Source organism: Bacillus sp. XF8 (genome assembly GCF_017498755.1).
Lineage (GTDB): Bacteria > Bacillota > Bacilli > Bacillales > Bacillaceae_G > Bacillus_A > Bacillus_A bingmayongensis.
In genome coordinates this window covers 42494-59017 of sequence record NZ_JAGDQK010000043.1, presented here as the reverse complement: position 1 = coordinate 59017, position 16524 = coordinate 42494, and the positions used below count along the sequence as shown (strand labels likewise).

The window sequence follows — 16524 nt, the reverse complement described above, 5'->3', positions numbered from 1 at the left end:
CACCTCCATTTAATTCGCATTTAGTATGCGAATTAAGGAGGTGTTTTTTTCATGTCCCATTAATGGGGTTCACTTTAAAATTACTACAAGTTCTTTTTAAGATAAGGTGACAAAAAGGGTAACACAAACTATCTTAACAGGCATATTAGAAAAACACAGGGATGTTTCTTGATAGGTCTATTATATAACAAATATTAACAATTAAAGACTTGATTTTTGAAAATTATGTGAATTAATAAAGGTGATTGATTTATTTTGTTAGTATCTTCTAAAAAATCCATTTATTCATTTTGTATAAAGAACTTTAAATCAACGTCGATTCGTGCAATTGATAATTGTCGTTTAGACACAATTTAAGTATTGAAATTTTCTATACTTAGATGTATTATAATTTTTGTATTTTTTCTCTATCTGAAACAGAGAAAACATCATCACTTCTGAAAGGACCCGAACTTCAACGGGTTCTTTTTATACTTGAATTCATTTCTGATGCATTGTATCATATTTTCGTGTCTTACTTACATAAATCATTATCGGAAAGAATCTGCATTCGAGCAGGTTCTTTTTCTTTATGGGTTGGTATTTGCTTTTCTGAGCTTGATAGGGATAGACGATACCTCTATTACGTAATGATTGTTAGACGTCCAATTTGATTACACTCTTCAGCGAACCAAATATCGCCATCCGGACAAAACGTGATACCATGTGGCTCTGCATTATTTGTAGGTATCGTATATTCAGTAATAACTCCTTCAACTGTAATTCGGCTTATTTGGTTACCTCCCCATTCCGTGAACCAAAGATCTCTGTTCTTCCCAGGGATTATGGCATGAGGGCGAGCGTTAGGCGTCGGTATAACAAATTCTTCGACCTCACCTTCGAACGTAATTCTACCAATTTTATTGCCCCTGATTTGCACAAACCATATTGCTCCATCTGGTCCGCTCGCAATTCCAACTGGCCTGGAGTTAGGTGTTGGGATTGGATATTCTGTCACATCACCTTTAGTGGTTATTCTCCCAATCGTATTGTTCTGATTCTGTGTAAACCATAATGCCCCGTCTAATCCCAAAGTAATAAAAGAGGGAAATGATGTGGAGTTAGGTAATTCAAATTCGGTGATTTCCCCCGACTTTGTTATTCTTCCAATCCTACCGTTATTCATTTCTGTAAACCATATTGCTCCATCTGGTCCTTCCGTTATGCCAAAAGGTGCAGCGTTCGTTTCAGGGAGTACATATTCTTCAAAATGGCCGTTCATCGACATTTTACCGATCTTGCTTGCGTTATATTCCGTAAACCATAAGTCACCAGTCTGGTCCGAAATAATAGACATAGCCCCTGCATTTACTGTCGGAATGGGAAAAGAATTTATTTCACCATTAGCATCTATTCTACCAATTCGATTCCCTTTTTGTTCCGTAAACCACAATGCCCCGTCTTTTCCTACGGTTATTCCATATGGTCCTGAATCTCTTTCATTGACTACATATTCTTGTATCTTGATCCTCATATCATTTTCCCCCATTGAAAATTTTGAGTGTTGTTTATGAGTATACCACTTCTACTCATCAGGTAGCTTAGTAAAAAAATTGAAACCCGTCAGGCTTTATTTGATATGCCTACTTTTATAACGGTTCTGGTGCAAAAACTTCAGGATAATTGCAAGTAATCTATAAATCTTGGACATACTAATACTATTACTCTAAAAGGGTGTGTGATCGGTATGGAAAAGAAAAATTTGTTCAAATGGAAACACTATCATCCTGATATTATCTTATTAACGGTAAGATAATATCAGGCTATTTGGTATGCAAATCTTTAAGGAACTTACACTAAATCTCTAAAAAAAGAAAAAACCTCACGTGAAATTAAACTTATATAAGCTTAGCTTGATGGCGATGGGATGGTTCTCTTATATCTAATGAATTACAACATGAATGAAAATAATATGATTTCAGTATTTCATTCTATCAATAGGCTATGTTACACAATAAAAATTCCAGTATTTACAAAGAAACTACTCTTGTTATAAAATTAGACTGAACGGTCGGTTTGTAATTTGTTATAGGAGTGGATAATATGAAAGATCACATCATAACTTTACAAGATGGGCGTAAATTAGCCTACATTGAATATGGTAAAACAAATGGATTACCAGTCATGCTATTCCACGGTACACCCGGTTCAAGAATTTGGTCATTAACAGATGATATGGTAGCCAAACGATTAGGGATACGACTTCTTTCAATAGACAGACCTGGCTACGGGCTCTCTGATCCAAAACGGAATCGAACTGTTCTGGATTGGGCAGAAGATATAAATGAATTAGTAGATCAACTAAAGCTCCAAACTTTTTCTATTATAGGTGTTTCAGGAGGAGGTGCTTATGCAGCTGCTTGTGCTTATAAAATCCCTGAACGTTTACAATCCGTACAGATGGTTTCTAGTGCAACTCCATTTGAGAATGAAAAGCCACCAGCTAGTATGTGCCGTGAAAATCGGATTGCTTTTTTTATCTCCAAACGATTACCTTTGCTATTAAAATGGGTATATCGTACTCAAAAAAAGCAAATGGAAAAGACCCCTGAAAAATATATACAGGGGCTGAAAAAGGGAAATGCACATTTATGCAAATGGGATCAACAATTTATTCAAACAGATGAAGATATTAAATTAACTATGATCCATATGAAAGAAGCGTTAAGAAATAGTGTAGATGAAGCAGTAGCAGAACCTGCTCTTTTAGCAAAATATTGGGGATTTAATTTTCAAGATATCTCCATCCCTATCCATATTTGGCATGGTACAGCCGACACTTTATCTCCAATAGAAGAAATAAAAAAAGTTGCCTCAGCTACCCCCTATGTAACAACCCATTATATGAAAGATGCAGGACATTTCTTAACTGACGATCCTGACATATGGGAATCTATTTTACAAACAATTATCCAAGATACAAAGCAAAAAAAATAAATCCAAAATCAACTTTTATTGTATATTTTGGAGTGACTTGACATTTACATTGCTACTAACTTGAGGTGAAAAATATGATTGTAATAAGTGCTCGCTTAGCTGGTATTGCTTGTCGCTACGACGGAAATGACAATCTTATCTCAAAAATAGAGGAACTATTACAAAAAGAAGAATCTGTCTTGGTCTGCCCAGAAGTATTAGATGGATTACCAACTCCGCGTCCATCAGCAGAAATTATTGGAGGTAACGGTGACGATGTACAAGATTGCATAGCAAAGGTGATGGATAAAGACGGAAACGATGTAACCGAAGCTTTTGTATAAGGAGGGTATAATGCCTTAGAAAAAATAAAAGATTTTAATCCAGAATACATCACCTTAAAAGAACGTAGCCCTTCTTGCGGAAGTTCTACCATTTATATAGGGGATTTTAATGGACACAAAAAGATAATTACGGTGTTACAACAGCTTTATTTCGAAGAAGACATGGGTTCACAGTAATTTCAGAAGAGAATCTTATAAACAAATAAAGGAGTTGACCTTTGGAACAACTCCTTTTTCATTATTTCACACTTAGTTTTTCTTTTGCTTTCACCTCCAAACTCTATCTACGGTTGTTAAGTAGCATCGGGGAAAATAGCCCCTATCTCTTCATCGGAGTTTATAAAGAGAACTTCGCCAATTGTTCACCCCAAGAAGATACTTCAGTTTCAACAAATCCAGCCTTCTTATAAACAAGTTTTGCTGAAAGATTTTTAGGATTATACCCAATCATAATTAGAGGAATATTTTTCTCGTTAATACTTCGCATCTTTTCAATAATGAGAAGTATGGCCTGTATACCTATACCTTTTCCTTGGTACTCTTTATCAATCATTAGTCTATAAATCCAATAATTATTATCATCAGGGTCTATTCCAAACATTGTAAATCCTATTAATTTATCATCAAGATATATACCTTTTGCATAAAAATTATCTAGAAATTGAACCTCTGCGATAGAATACAGATTAGAGGCGATAAATGTACGTTGTTCTTCTTTTACTGATAATTGTATAGCCTCTTTCTAATTACTTTTATCGTTTTCCGACAGAATCCTCCTTCCTCAAAAATGTGAAGGTGTGAAAACACCAATTTTAGGTGGGAGATGAATGTCGGTAGGCGTAAGCCTACTTTTTTTAGTATACTGTAAGTATCCTACGAAAAAAGTGAGGTGCAACCCATGTTAGTAAATAAGGCATATAAATTTCGTATATATCCAAATAAGGTACAAGAAATATTAATTGCTAAAACTATCGGTTGCAGTCGCTTTGTATTTAACTATTTTCTTACTCTCTGGAATGACACCTATAAAGAAACAGGAAAAGGATTAACCTATCCTTCTTGCTCTGCCGAGCTTACTCAATTAAAAAAGCAACAGGATACACTTTGGTTAAAAGAAGTAGATAGTATTGCTCTTCAATCCACATTAAAAAACCTCGCAGATGCTTTTTCGCGTTTTTTTAAGAAACAAAATGATATTCCACGATTCAAATCTAAAAACAATAAGGTTCAATCCTACACAACAAAGCAAACGAACGGCAATATTGCGATTATAGATAGCAAAATGAAATTACCGAAACTTGGCCTTGTTCGCTTTGCCAAAAGTCGTGAAGTAGAAGGTCGTATTCTAAATGCAACGATTCGACGTAACCCAAGTGGTAAATACTTTGTATCTATCCTTGTCGAAACAGAGGTACAAGAAATGCTTAAAACGGAATCCACTTGTGGAATGGACGTTGGGTTAAAAGATTTTGCCATTCTTTCTAATGGCACAACATACAAGAATCCTAAATTCTTCCGTATATTAGAAGAAAAGTTAGCGAAGGCACAGCGTATCCTTTCCAGAAGAACGAAAGGTTCTTCGAACTGGAACAAGCAGCGTGTGAAAGTTGCAAGAATCCATGAACATATTGCCAATGCGAGAGCTGATTACTTACATAAACTCTCTACTGAAATCATCAAAAACCACGATGTCATTGGTATAGAAGACTTACAAGTCAGTAACCTGCTCAAAAATGGAAAGCTTGCAAAAGCAATTAGTGAAGTATCTTGATCACAATTTCGAACGATGTTGGAATATAAAGCAAAATGGTATGGCAAACAAGTTGTTGTGGTATCTAAAACGTTTGCTTCCAGTCAGTTATGTTCAAATTGTGGATACAAAAACAAAGATGTTAAAAATCTAATAATTCGTGAGTGGGATTGCCCTTCTTGTGGCACACATCACGATAGAGATAGGAATGCAGCACTCAATCTGAGAAACGAAGCAATTCGTCTCTTAACCGTAGGAACTACGGGGATAGCCTAATAGAACGCTGTACTTAGGAATCTCCCACTTCAAACTGTCCGTAAGGACGTTAAGTGGTGAGTAGTTCAACAATGGGTTTTAAAGATATTTTGTTCAATATAATACTCCTTTCGAATATAGAAGGGAACCACGCAATTTTTGGGCTATTAGTACGTTATCCCCTCATAGTTCGCCCCAAAAATCCTAATTTTTTATACATAGGCAACACCTCCTTAATATTAGAATTAAAACTTATAAATAATATATAAAGTTTTTCGAATGTTTTAATTCTATAAGAAAACAGAGTATCCTTCGATTAAACTATCAACTTACAGTAAATAAAAAGTTGTTTTTGATGAAATCTGATTTTTTCACATAAATTATCGTTAAACGATTGAAGTATTTAGAAGTTATTAATTACTATTACATGATAAATTTGGTTCTGTTGCAAAGTTTCTCAAGAGATAGATATAGGTAAGCATGTATGATTAAATATTATGCGGCCATTAATAATTGTTGTAATTCATTGTACATCGAAAAGACGGAGTCTGTTTGAAGACTTCGTCTCTGTTTGTATAAGGCATGAATGGTTTCAATTCCTTTTATGGTACGTGAAGCATGACGAAGGTTTTGAAATCCTGCGGATTTAGCAAAACGACAGTAATAGCCAACGGCTATTAAAATAATATCTTCCTCGAACTGTTCTCCTTTAAAATATCCCATCTGTGATTCTCCTCGTTTTCTTTTCCGAAAGTGTAGCGTAGTTTAGAAGATTTTGCAACAGAACCTAGAAAAGACACCCTAAGGTGCCTTTTCTAGGTTTTTTCTCGCGTATTGAGATGACTATTCAAACCTTGTATTAGGGGACATGGTTCAAACAGATATATATTACACTTATAGCTTAACATTGACAGAATATGCAGTAAATTGATAATGTTTATGCAAAATATTCCCAAAGTTTAGTATAGATATTTTTCACTATTACTATATTAAAAATAGAATTAATGCACAATTGCATAACAATATAGTATGCGATTAGCAGTATAATTTAAATGTGTACAATAAAGCTGAGGAGGCAGAGACCATCTACGGAAATAGGTGGTCTTTTGCTATTAGATAATAAATGTATTATTTTGATGGTATTCATCTAAGGTATTGTTTTAGGGGCACGGCAAGAATTACTTCTTTTTTGAGCCATTCGGATTAAAATGACGTAGAAATAGTCTTCTGCGACAGTTTTGACTCCTTTTTGATGAAAAACATATAAAAAAACAAAGATAAGAAACGAAAAAAGTGTCGCAGAACTAGATTAAATTACTTTAAATTGAAAAACCTTAGCAATTTTATTAAATAAATTTAGATTTTCTTCTCTATTTTTGAGTGGATCCAAAAAGAACGAATTCCTGCCATACCCCCGAAAGGTTCTGTTGCAAAGTTTTCATTCTCGAATGAAGAAAAGGATTGACCGTTTTAACGCTTTATCCGAAAGAATTCTCCTTCCTCAAGCGTATGCAGGGTGATAGCCCAACGGTAGGTGGGAGATGAATTTCGGTTTGGCGTTAGCCAAAAAGCACTTGCTATTCTTTTTATTTCCACTCTGATATAATCAGTCTTATAAATTATAAAGGTTGGTATATCAATGGATCTAGATAGTAATAATCATTCAGTATTCTCGCTTTATTATCATCTTATATTAGTTGTGAAATCAACGTAAGAACTTCTTTCATCATAAGTCAAAAGAATTAGTCAACAGCTTTGATATTGTAGCAATTGAAGACTTGAACATGAAAGGAATGTCACGAGCACTTAATTTTGGTAAAAGTGTTGCTGATAATGGGTGGGGAATGTTCACGACTTTTTTAGCCTATAAGTTACAAGAACAGGGCAAACAACTTGTGAAAATTGATAAATGGTTTCCTTCTACAAAAACATGTAGTAGTTGTGGAAACGTAAAGGATGTAGCATTATCTAAACGAGTGTATGTTTGTGATTGCGGTACGTCAATAGATAGAGATTATAATGCTGCAATCAACATCAAAAATGAAGCGATACGCCTGTTAGCATGATTATAAATCTTATCAAAGAACCTATGGAACATGGGAGATAGCTCGCGGTCTTACGACTAATTCGTTAGCTAATAAAAGTAACGACTAACCGAGAAGTCCCCACTTCAAACAACTCGTAAGAGTGTTAAGTGGCGGGTAGTTCACCCCTAAAATAACAAGAACCAGACAACTAATTATGTAGAACTTTAATCGTTTCAAATTAAGTTTCTCTCATAATTTGCAGGAAGTCACACTCCAAATAGGAAATTGCATGTGAAATTAATTAACAAAGGTGCAGTATTCAATCAAGATACTACACCTTCAAAGTATGAAAAATGAAAAACAAATTCCACTTTATGAAAAAATACTTATCCAAACTTAACGATATCTTCTAATGTTGGTAAAGATTGAATGGCCCCGTAATTTGTACACGTAATCGCCCCAACTTTATTCGCAAATGCAATGAGTGTACAAAGTTTTTTAACGCTGACATCAAATATATTTTCTTCTTTCGAAAGTTGATAAAGCATGGCACCTACAAACGCATCTCCTGCACCAGTTGAATCTACCTGTTTCACAGTAATAGAAGGAATAATAGTTCCCCCTTCACTCGTTGCAAGAAGCGTCCCTTGTTTGCCAAGTGTAATCGCAACTACCTTTGCTCCTGTTGCAAGTAAACATTGTGCAGCTTTATTCATATTTGTTTCTTTAGAAAGCATGACCGCTTCCTCTTCACTTACTTTCACGAAATGAGCTTGTGCAATGAAAGATAAACAATCCTCGCAAAATTGCTCTTTATCTGTAATGAGTGCATCACGATAGTTTGGGTCAAAAGAAATGAAATGGTTTTGTTCTTTTGCGTATTGCAGCAGCTTAAAATAAGTTTCTTTTAAATATCCTGGTAATAAAGCTGTTGCTGACCCAAAATGAATGATATCATGATTGTGCATTTTAGAAAGATCGATTTGATGAAACTGATATTCGCCATCAGCACCACGCATAAAAGTAAAATCACGTTCACCATGTTGATCAATCGAGACAAAAGCGAATGTCGTTTGTTTCTCTTTCACAAGCATAGAAGTATCAACACCGTTTTCTTGTAATGTTTTTTCTAGAAATTTCCCAAAAGGATCATTTCCGACTTGTCCCATAAAGGAAGCTTTGCCGCCTAATTTTGTAATGGCCGCCGCAACATTTGCAGGCGCTCCGCCCGCTTTTTTCTCAAAACGTATTCCATCACTTAATGGAACATGTGCATCACAACAAATAAAATCTATTAATAACTCACCGATACAAAATACTTGCTTCATTCCAATCCTCTCCCAAGTTTATATTGTGTGATATGAAATTCCATCTTTTCATCTGAGAAAAGAGAGATGTTATACTCTATATCTTTACGAGGGAACACGCGCGATGTAAACACAGTTTCTCCATCACATAAGAAAATTTCAACAATGCTTTGATCAACGAAAATCCGCATTTTCATTGCATCGTGGATCTGAATTTGTTTACAGCGTTCATAGCCGTATTCTCCCCCAAAACGCTGCTGAAAGCTTCCGCGCTCAATAGAAACAACCCCTTTTTCACGCTGGAAGGTAACCGGAAATGATTCTTCATGATGATGAAATAAAGAAATACCAAATACATTTGCCTTTTCAGAATATAATTGTACTTCTAATTCATAAGAGCGTTCTTTGAAAAGGTCAGATAATACGTATGTTTCGTTCTGTAAACAACCTGATATAGTTTTAGAAGATGTACGTAATGCCTTTAATTCAGAAATAGGACGCTGTTTTAACACATTATCTTCAAGAGTTAGTTCGCGCGGAATCGTTAAGCAATGTGCCCACATGCAATCATCTGAAGGATACGTCATTTCACTGGATCCCGCCCATGCAAACATAATGCGGCGCCCAACGGGATCTTGCAATGTTTGCGGTGCGTAAAAATCAAACCCTTTATCTAACTCATAATAAGAATCAACATGAAAATATAAATTTTCTAAATCTAACGTTCCAATTACATAAATTACATTATAAACATTTTGATAGCTATCTTTTGTCGCTTGAATACCTTGTGGGGAAAAAACAAGAATATCTTTACCATCTAACTGAAAATAGTCAGGGCACTCCCACATGAAGCCGAAGTCTTTTAAGTTTGTTTGTAGTTCTCCTTGCAACTTCCAATCATACAAGTCTTCTGATTGATAAATAAGAAATGTACCTGTTTCGTTTTCTCGCTGTGCGCCAAGCAGCATATAATAAAAACCATTATATTCCCAAATTTTAGGATCGCGAACATGTCCAGTATATCCAGCAGGAACGCTTCGAATAATTGGATTATGTGTTGCTTTTTCAATCTCATATTCTTTATTCATAAAGGCAACACATTGATTCGCGTCACGCGAGCTATCTTTAGATTTTACATTACCAGTATAAAACAAGTGAAGAATATCATCTTTTACGAAAGCGCCACCAGAATAAGCGCCGTGTGATTCATAACTTTCGGTAGGAGTAATCGCCACAGGCATACGCTCCCAGTGAATCAGATCTTTAGATTTTACATGCGCCCAATGTTTCATTCCATGAATGGGAGCAAAGGGGTACCACTGATAAAACACGTGGTACTCATTGTTATAATAAGATACACCGTTTGGGTCATTCATTAATCCATATGGCGGATGAATGTGATACATTGGCTTCCACGAGTCTTGATTTGCAATCCTCTCTAATGAAGCTAATTCGCACCCTTTTGCATCTTGTATTGTTCTATATTTGTCCATAGGGTGTTCACCTCAAATAATTAGTTCTTTTCTTTATATAAAATCATTGTCGCGATAAAAGCTGTGATAACTGCAATAACAAAACCAATTACATAATGAACGACATTCATCATCCCGAGTGGAGCAACAATCGTAAGCATCGGAATCCCAGTTAAACCATAAGCATTTGCCGCAACATTCATAAAGACAACATATGCTCCTCCTAAAGCTCCACCGATTCCTGCTGCAATAAATGGTTTTCCTAACTTTAAATTCACACCAAAGATTGCTGGTTCTGTAATTCCTAAGAATGCTGAAATAGCAGAAGGAATTGCAATACCCTTTGTTTTCGCATTTGTTGTTTTAAAATAAACAGCTAAAGCTGCCCCGCCTTGCGCAACATTTGCCATTGACCATATCGGCAGTAAAAAGTTTACACCGATATCTTTATTTGCAAGTAATCCAGCTTCAATAGCGTGGAAACTATGATGCAGTCCTGTTAAAACGATAGTCGAATATAAACCACCAAAGATAAGCCCAGCAATTGGTCCAGCAACTTCATAGACAGTGTTTAAAATGTACGTAATGCCATCACCTAGTTTATAGCCGACAGGGCCGATAATAATTAATGATAGAAAACCTGTCATCATAATTGTTAGAAAAGGTGTAATTAATAAGTCTAAAGAATTTGGTACATGTTTTCGTAACTGTTTTTCTATTACACTCATTACATATACACATAATAAAACAGGAAGAACAGTCCCTTGGTAACCAATCATATCAATATCCATACCAAGGAAATGTAATACCGCAGGTTTCGCATTCCCAAGTGTCCAAGGATTCGTTAACGCAGGATGAGTTAAAATCCCACCAATTACAGCTCCTAAGAAAATATTACTGCCAAACTCTTTCGCAGCACTAACACCAAGTAATATTGGTAAAATAATAAACGTTGCACTTGAAAATATATCAAGCAATTGCATAAGTGCATGGCCAGTTGGCACAAATTTAAACGCTTTCAACATGCCGAGTAACCCCATTAATAAACCACTCGCAACAATGGCCGGAATAATTGGGACGAAAATATTTGATAATACTTTTGCTAGCCGTGCAATTGGATTCATTTTTTTCTTTACAGCTTCTGTATGTGTTTGAGAATCAATTTGAGATAGACCGATAAGATTTGCAAATGGTTCATATACTTTGTTAACAAGTCCCGTTCCAAAAATAATTTGATACTGTTCACCTGTAGAAAAAGCACCTTTCACGCCGTCTATATTTTCAATTTCTGTTTGTAATACTTTTGACTCATCTTTTAAAACAAGCCGAAGACGTGTTGCACAATGCGTCGCACTTATAATATTTTCTTTTCCGCCAATATGCTGTAACACACTATTGGCAATCGCTTTCATATCCATTCAAAGTCCCCCTAATACATTTTGCGGAACCGGTTCCTTGAATGGTTAAAATAGAAGACAGGTATTTCATATATAACAGAAATCCTGTCTTAACTTTCTCAAAAAGCGGAACCGGTTCTACAAAGAATTATAAACCGCTTTCACACTTTGTCAATACTTTCTCGAATTTTTAACGTATATCTTGAATTTACTATTTTTGGTACCTCTTTATTTTCAACTAAGTGTATCATAGATGTCGCGGCCATTGTCCCAGCGTAATGGTAGTCAAATGAAACAGTTGTTAAGCTAGGGTGAATCATTTCAGAAATATCATAACCTCCAAACCCTGTAACTGAAATATCTGCTGGTACAGACAGGTTTCTTTCATGGATCACCTTGATCGCACCAATTGCGATATTATCTGTTGCACAAACAATAATAGTCGGACGGTTTCTTTCCAAAATATATGCTACTTGTTCCATCGCATCTTTCACATGAAAAGTTGTTTCATAGTATGTAACGTTACACGATGAAGCGAAAGTTTGAACTGCCTTTTGAAACCCTTGTTTTCTCTTTACCCCAACAGACACATCTTCTTCCGTTACTCCTACATACGCAATATGACGATGTCCTTGTGATAAAATATATGATCCTAATTCAAATGCTGCCTCAAAATCATTGTGAATCAGACAATACTGATCTTCGTATTGTTGACCGACAAATAGAAAAGGAATTTGTAATGTACGCAAAATGTTATGATGTTGCTCTGTTAATTTTGTCGTTAACAAAATAATTCCGGCTACTTTTTGTTTCACAAAGTTTTCTATTGCTTCTATTTCTATTTCTTGACTTTGATTTGCGTTTGCAACAAGCATTTGATAACCGTGTTCACGAAGTGAGTTGTCGATTCCAATAAGCGTTTTTGTCGTAGCAAAAGAATCAAAACGAGGAACAATCACTCCAATTAAATTTGTCGTTTTTGCTTTTAAACTGCGCGCAAATGTATTAGGAGAAAAATTTGTTTCTTGAATAATCGCTTCAATTTTCTGCTTTGTTTTCTCACTGACATATCCACCATTCAAATAACGAGAAACGGTACTTTTTGCGACACCTGCTAATTTCGCAATATCTGATATATTTTTTGCCATTCTTTTCTCCTCTTTAATAAAATAAATGAATGTATGAAAATGTTGCATACTATTCAATAATATTAACTCATACTAGACAAATTTTCATTTATTATTACTTATTTTGAGTGTTTTTAAAGCTGTAGCGTTACTATTTTATGTTCTGTTGCAAAGTTTCCGAAGATATAAAGAGATGGGGAATATTGTGGACCAGTTTTATGAAACTATTAATAATTCATGTAATGCGTTATACGTCGAAAAAACGAAGTTTGGTTGAAGACTCCGTTTTTTTTGTATATGGCATGAACAGTTTCTATACCTTTAATAGTACGTGAGGCATGGCGAAGACTTTGAAATCCTAAAGAACGAGAGAATCGACGTTTCACATGTCGGTGATCTTGCTCAATGATAGTATTGAGGTACTTGATTGTACGATGAAAGGTATTTTTGTAAAGACCTATCTCCTTTAATTTTTTGAATGCGGAAGCTAAAGAAGGGGCCTTATCTGTCGTCAGAACCGTTGGTTCTCCAAAAGATCGAACAAGTCTTTTCATAAAAGCATATGCTGCTTGTGTGTCCCGTTTTTGACGAAGTTGAATATCAAGGGTTTGTCCCTCTTTATCAATTGCTCGATATAAATAACACCATTTCCCTTTCGCCTTGATATAGGTTTCATCCAAACGCCAAGATAACAATGTGTTTTTGTTTTTCTTTTTCCAAATGTGATAGATAAGATTTCCATATTCATGAACCCAGCGCATGATAGTTGTTGGATGGATAGAAATACCACGTTCTTTGAGAATTTCAGACACATCGCGATAACTTAAAGAAAAACGACAATAGTAGCCAACGACTATTAAAATAATATCCTTCTTGAACTGTTTCCTTTTAAAATATCCCATCTGTGATTCTCCTCGTTTTCTTTTTCGAAAGTGTAGCTTAGTTTAGAAAACTTTGCAACAGAACCCTTCTAACCTCTGTCTGATCGGGAAATAACTTCACTCCATTTTCACTAATTGCATATAAGGGGTACAGCCGAGATACGTGTAAAAATAGGTCATAGACTTACTTTTATTTCTAATTATTCTTTATGCTTGTCTCTCCCTCTGTATAAAATAGCTACCTACACTTTTAGTTTAGGAAAAAACAAACAATAAAAAAAGCCAGAATTGGCTTCAATTTTATATATACGAATAGCTACTTTGCGGTCTACAGCAAGAACCCTGTGATTAAGCCAATAAAAAAGAATTCAAATTAACACCAAACAACACCTCGCCTCTCGTATTCCATTCTATATTCAACGGCAGCTGCAATTTTGGGGCTTGCGAACCTTTCCGTGATCCAAAGTCCCAAATCAAGTCCTGAAGTGACTCCTCTGGCAGTGATAATATTCCCTTGATCAACAATTCTGTACCGAAGAAGATCTGCCCCGTATTCACTGATTTCATTCTGAGCCAAATAGTGCATCGTCGCCTTTCGACCATTCAATATACCGGAGGCAGCTAGTAGCATGCCTCCTGTACAAACTCCTGCTACAATCGTTCCTTCGTTGTGCATCTCCCTAATCATTTTGGTCAGGGTTCCAAGCTCTGCTTGTCTTCGTGCCCCATGTTCAGATTTATGATTCCAACCACCACCAGGTACAATTAACAAATCTGGACGATTATCCATTCGTAAAAAATCATTTAGTTTAACCGTAACTCCAAACGAAGTAGTAATTTCTTGTTTTGGTTCACTTGATATTAGTTCAACCGTAAATGGAGCCCCTTCTTCTATCGCTCTTTTGAGTAACTCAAAAGGTGCGAAAGAGACAAGCTCTCCGAAGCCGTCAAACAATACAATTTGTATTTTCATTTTTATTACACCTCATATGGTTTCTTTTATGAATCGTAGACATATAAAACCACTCACCAGAACCTCCACCAAGGCTTTTTATTCTCTTTTGCTGCTGCAACTTCTTCATGATATTCCTTCATTAACTTCTTAGCTTCTTGGATCTCACGAAGTGTTTTCATAAGAGTCTCGTCTCGTGCTTCTAATCGTTTCTCAACTCTTTCATTATGTTTTTCTATACTAGTTTTGATTTCTTCATTTCTTTGCTCTGCTTGCTCACTTAGTCGTTTTTCCATATCCAAAATACTCTGATTCATTTCTTGTGTCATAACGTTATACTGTTGCTGGAATTGTTGTTGAATGTGGAATGGGATTATATCCGTTTCTTGGGATCCCTCTGTCTTCGCATTTGTATCGACGCTTTCTAATTTTTGAGCAATTAGCTTTGCTGCCTTTTCAAGCGTCATACCATCATGCTTACTTAACTCAATTAATTTCTCAAGCACCATAACGTCATACTCTGTGTATTCTCTTCTGCCACGCTTATCTTTTTTGACTGTATATCCCTCTCGTTGCAACACTTCCATGTACTTTCTGAGCGTACTATCACTTATTCCTAGTCGTTTGTATACTTCACTAGCAGAATAAACAATTTCGTCCGTCATAGCGTCACAACACCTCCTAGTGACAGTATTCCATGATGGTTACAAAATTCCTGCAAAGAAAAAAAACCATCTATTTATACAGATGGGGTTGACTCTATTTTCTCTAAGGTTTTTATTTTTTTCTCTAATTCTTCTATTTTTTTATCTTTCTCCTCAATAATTTTATATAATCCTTTTGTTTTATCTGAAACCTGTTCAGTTTGTTCTAAAAGTTGTGTAGCTTGCTCTGACATTATTTTTACTTGTTCACTTGTTAGGGAAGTAGCATCTTCAAAATTGGTTAATAAGTTCTCGTAATGATCATCTCTTTTTTTGGCATCTTTAAACATTTCTCTTCTGTTACTATACCCTATAGATACAAATACGAGACCTAATGCAATTACGCTACTTACCGTACTCATTTTATCTAAAGCGTCTTTTGTCAAAGAGGAAATACTATTCATATACGGAAAACAAATAATACTACCAGTCGCCAATAGATACAACGCTATACTTGTATTTTCTGATAAAATTCTTATTATTCTGATATCTTGATCTTCATTCAGCTTATTAAAAAAATCAGCCAAGGTTAAACAAAAACCAGCTATCGAAATACCTGTTCCAATTGTAGTAGCTGGTTAATCTAAACAAGAGAGGAGAAATAGTTCATATAACCTCCTCTCTTGCTTTACGTTTGTGAGTGGCTCCAAAAAGAGGGAATCGTTGCCGTACCCCCTTTAGATATTGTGGAATCTTTGTAACTAATTTCTTTAAGTTGAGCGACAATCATTATACTGATAACAACAAGTAAGACCCAAGAACTAATTTTACCAACACCCGAAAAAAATGGAAATATTTTCTGTGATCCATATAAAGAAGCCAATTAGGAGAAATGAAAAAGGAAGTGGCATTTTATATGTGTTGTTTCGCACTGTGAATTGTATTTTAGCAAAGACAATAAATAAAAGGATTGTCAAAATCCAACGGAAATCTAAAATAAAATGATGCGTGAAAAAGTTTAAGAAATAAGAGAATAATGGACAACTTTTTAGAAAACATTGCATATATTTGATTATATATTGGTATTTATCTTTCGTTTGAATGGACAAAGTGATTTCAAAAGAAGGGAAATGAGGAAACCATGATACATCGGTATGAAATTGATTTTTCAGTAGTGTATGGTGGCAAGGAAAGAGGTTTACAATCCGCAATCATTCCAGCAAGTTCTTTAGAGGAAGCAAACGAGAAGTTGAAATCAGAAGTCAAGCGACGATTGGGGAAATGTCATGTGAGAATTAATACGGCCAATTTGTGTGTTTCAGAGGATAGTAGGTATACAATTGTGTAACAAAGTCTTGCTTATATAGCAGGGCTTTTTCTTATGTGTGACAATCATATTTCAATGAGTATATC

General features: G+C 35.3%; 12 protein-coding genes and 8 pseudogenes. 7 read left to right on the top strand and 13 right to left on the bottom strand.

Annotated elements, in window-relative coordinates; genetic code table 11:
- Window positions 1-622 precede the first annotated feature (622 nt).
- Window positions 623-1513, bottom strand: a complete 891-nt coding sequence (locus J4P91_RS23765) for a Vgb family protein (protein ID WP_207996041.1) — start codon at window positions 1511-1513, stop codon at window positions 623-625.
- Between the two features lie 213 nt (window positions 1514-1726).
- Between J4P91_RS23765 and J4P91_RS23760 the strand changes: the two are divergent.
- From J4P91_RS23760 to J4P91_RS23750, 3 genes and pseudogenes are all read left to right on the top strand, one after another.
- Window positions 1727-1792: pseudogene (locus J4P91_RS23760) on the top strand (IS6 family transposase); the annotation flags it as partial.
- 290 nt (window positions 1793-2082) lie between these two features.
- Window positions 2083-2976, top strand: a complete 894-nt coding sequence (locus J4P91_RS23755; RefSeq protein ID WP_207996040.1) for an alpha/beta fold hydrolase — start codon at window positions 2083-2085, stop codon at window positions 2974-2976.
- Window positions 2977-3050: 74 nt separating this feature from the next.
- A pseudogene (locus J4P91_RS23750) lies at window positions 3051-3505 on the top strand (2-thiouracil desulfurase family protein).
- 131 nt (window positions 3506-3636) lie between these two features.
- On the opposite strand, the gene J4P91_RS23745 reads toward J4P91_RS23750, so the two are convergent.
- Complete coding sequence (locus J4P91_RS23745) at window positions 3637-4032, bottom strand: GNAT family N-acetyltransferase (RefSeq protein WP_207996044.1); 396 nt, start codon at window positions 4030-4032, stop codon at window positions 3637-3639.
- Window positions 4033-4197: 165 nt separating this feature from the next.
- On the opposite strand from J4P91_RS23745, the pseudogene tnpB reads away from it, so the two are divergent.
- Window positions 4198-5325 (top strand): annotated as a pseudogene (gene tnpB, locus J4P91_RS23740) (IS200/IS605 family element RNA-guided endonuclease TnpB).
- Window positions 5326-5799: 474 nt separating this feature from the next.
- On the opposite strand, the pseudogene J4P91_RS23735 reads toward tnpB, so the two are convergent.
- Both J4P91_RS23735 and J4P91_RS29800 read right to left on the bottom strand, forming a co-directional pair.
- A pseudogene (locus J4P91_RS23735) lies at window positions 5800-5961 on the bottom strand (IS6 family transposase); the annotation flags it as partial.
- Window positions 5947-6027, bottom strand: a pseudogene (locus J4P91_RS29800) (IS6 family transposase); the annotation flags it as partial. The pseudogenes J4P91_RS23735 and J4P91_RS29800, both read right to left, overlap by 15 nt.
- Window positions 6028-6943: 916 nt before the next feature.
- Between J4P91_RS29800 and J4P91_RS29930 the strand changes: the two are divergent.
- Window positions 6944-7009: pseudogene (locus J4P91_RS29930) on the top strand (IS200/IS605 family transposase); the annotation flags it as partial.
- Window positions 7008-7370, top strand: a pseudogene (locus J4P91_RS23730) (RNA-guided endonuclease InsQ/TnpB family protein); the annotation flags it as partial. The pseudogenes J4P91_RS29930 and J4P91_RS23730, both read left to right, overlap by 2 nt.
- A 347-nt stretch (window positions 7371-7717) precedes the next feature.
- Here J4P91_RS23730 and J4P91_RS23725 read toward each other — a convergent pair.
- The 9 genes and pseudogenes from J4P91_RS23725 to J4P91_RS29795 all read right to left on the bottom strand — a co-directional run bounded on the left by J4P91_RS23725 (window position 7718) and on the right by J4P91_RS29795 (window position 16175).
- Window positions 7718-8659 carry a carbohydrate kinase family protein gene (locus tag J4P91_RS23725; protein ID WP_207996039.1) on the bottom strand — a complete coding sequence of 314 codons (942 nt, stop codon included), beginning with the start codon at window positions 8657-8659 and terminating at the stop codon, window positions 7718-7720.
- The gene (locus J4P91_RS23720; RefSeq protein ID WP_207996038.1) at window positions 8656-10131 is read right to left on the bottom strand and encodes a glycoside hydrolase family 32 protein; all 1476 of its coding nucleotides are present in this window, start codon (window positions 10129-10131) and stop codon (window positions 8656-8658) included. The genes J4P91_RS23725 and J4P91_RS23720 overlap by 4 nt, the downstream gene beginning before the upstream one ends.
- 20 nt (window positions 10132-10151) lie before the next feature.
- A complete protein-coding gene (locus J4P91_RS23715) occupies window positions 10152-11528 on the bottom strand; it encodes a sucrose-specific PTS transporter subunit IIBC (protein ID WP_207996037.1) in 1377 nt (458 codons plus the stop codon).
- A gap of 140 nt (window positions 11529-11668) precedes the next feature.
- Window positions 11669-12655 carry a LacI family DNA-binding transcriptional regulator gene (locus tag J4P91_RS23710; protein ID WP_207996036.1) on the bottom strand — a complete coding sequence of 329 codons (987 nt, stop codon included), beginning with the start codon at window positions 12653-12655 and terminating at the stop codon, window positions 11669-11671.
- A gap of 195 nt (window positions 12656-12850) precedes the next feature.
- Window positions 12851-13536, bottom strand: a pseudogene (locus tag J4P91_RS23705) (IS6 family transposase).
- Between the two features lie 352 nt (window positions 13537-13888).
- Window positions 13889-14488, bottom strand: coding sequence for a DJ-1/PfpI family protein (locus tag J4P91_RS23700; RefSeq protein WP_207996034.1), 600 nt, complete (start codon window positions 14486-14488; stop codon window positions 13889-13891).
- Window positions 14489-14541: 53 nt separating this feature from the next.
- The gene (locus J4P91_RS23695; protein WP_207996033.1) at window positions 14542-15132 is read right to left on the bottom strand and encodes a DUF3967 domain-containing protein; all 591 of its coding nucleotides are present in this window, start codon (window positions 15130-15132) and stop codon (window positions 14542-14544) included.
- A gap of 74 nt (window positions 15133-15206) precedes the next feature.
- Window positions 15207-15698: a hypothetical protein gene (locus tag J4P91_RS23690; RefSeq protein ID WP_207996032.1), complete on the bottom strand. Its 492-nt coding sequence runs from the start codon at window positions 15696-15698 to the stop codon at window positions 15207-15209.
- 240 nt (window positions 15699-15938) lie between these two features.
- On the bottom strand, window positions 15939-16175 hold the full coding sequence (locus J4P91_RS29795; RefSeq protein WP_374192063.1) for a DUF817 family protein: 237 nt from the start codon (window positions 16173-16175) through the stop codon (window positions 15939-15941).
- A gap of 77 nt (window positions 16176-16252) precedes the next feature.
- On the opposite strand from J4P91_RS29795, the gene J4P91_RS23680 reads away from it, so the two are divergent.
- Window positions 16253-16459: a hypothetical protein gene (locus J4P91_RS23680; protein ID WP_207996031.1), complete on the top strand. Its 207-nt coding sequence runs from the start codon at window positions 16253-16255 to the stop codon at window positions 16457-16459.
- The last annotated feature ends 65 nt before the right edge of the window (window positions 16460-16524 follow it).